The sequence below is a fragment of the Oscillibacter sp. MSJ-31 genome, from assembly GCF_018918025.1.
In the GTDB taxonomy this organism is placed as follows: domain Bacteria; phylum Bacillota; class Clostridia; order Oscillospirales; family Oscillospiraceae; genus Hominicoprocola.
The window spans coordinates 1-533 of the sequence record NZ_JAHLPT010000072.1 but is presented as its reverse complement, the minus strand read 5'-3'; the positions used below and the strand labels follow the sequence as shown (position 1 = coordinate 533).

Below are 533 nucleotides of genomic sequence, written 5' to 3'. Positions count from 1 at the left end.
TCCAACCGCCGCGTGTGGTGGCGCTGCGAACAGGGACATTCCTATCCGGCTGTTATAGCTCACCGCGTGCGGAGTGGAAGCGATTGTCCGTATTGCTCCAACCACAAGGTTCTGCCCGGCTTCAACGACCTCGCGACGATAGAGCCGGTCGTTGCCTCGCAATGGCACCCGACGCGCAACGGCAGCCTTACACCGCAGCAGGTGACGCCCGGCAGCCGCCGCAAGGTCTGGTGGCTCTGCGATAAGGGTCATGCGTGGCGGGCGGTCGTCAACAGCCGCACGGGAAAACAGCGCTGCGGCTGTCCAATCTGCGCAGGCAGACCATTGAGCCAATGCACAGCGATTCTAAGTGAATCTCCGGCGGAGCCGGTGAAATAAGTATCCCAACCGCGGGGAGCCGCGGAAAAAATACATTAGGAGGACCAAAATGAAACGCAAAATCTTATCCCTCATTCTTGTGTTCGCCATGACAGTTAGTCTGCTCACGGTCGGCACAGGAGCGGTCGAGCCGGCCTACGGCGACACCGCAGGCC

General features: G+C 60.4%; 1 protein-coding gene. It reads left to right on the top strand.

Translation table 11 applies throughout. The features are described from left to right. Positions 1-378 (top strand): zinc-ribbon domain-containing protein (locus KQI17_RS13470; protein ID WP_216496700.1); only part of this gene is annotated, 378 nt, incomplete at its 5' end. Positions 379-533 lie beyond the last annotated feature (155 nt).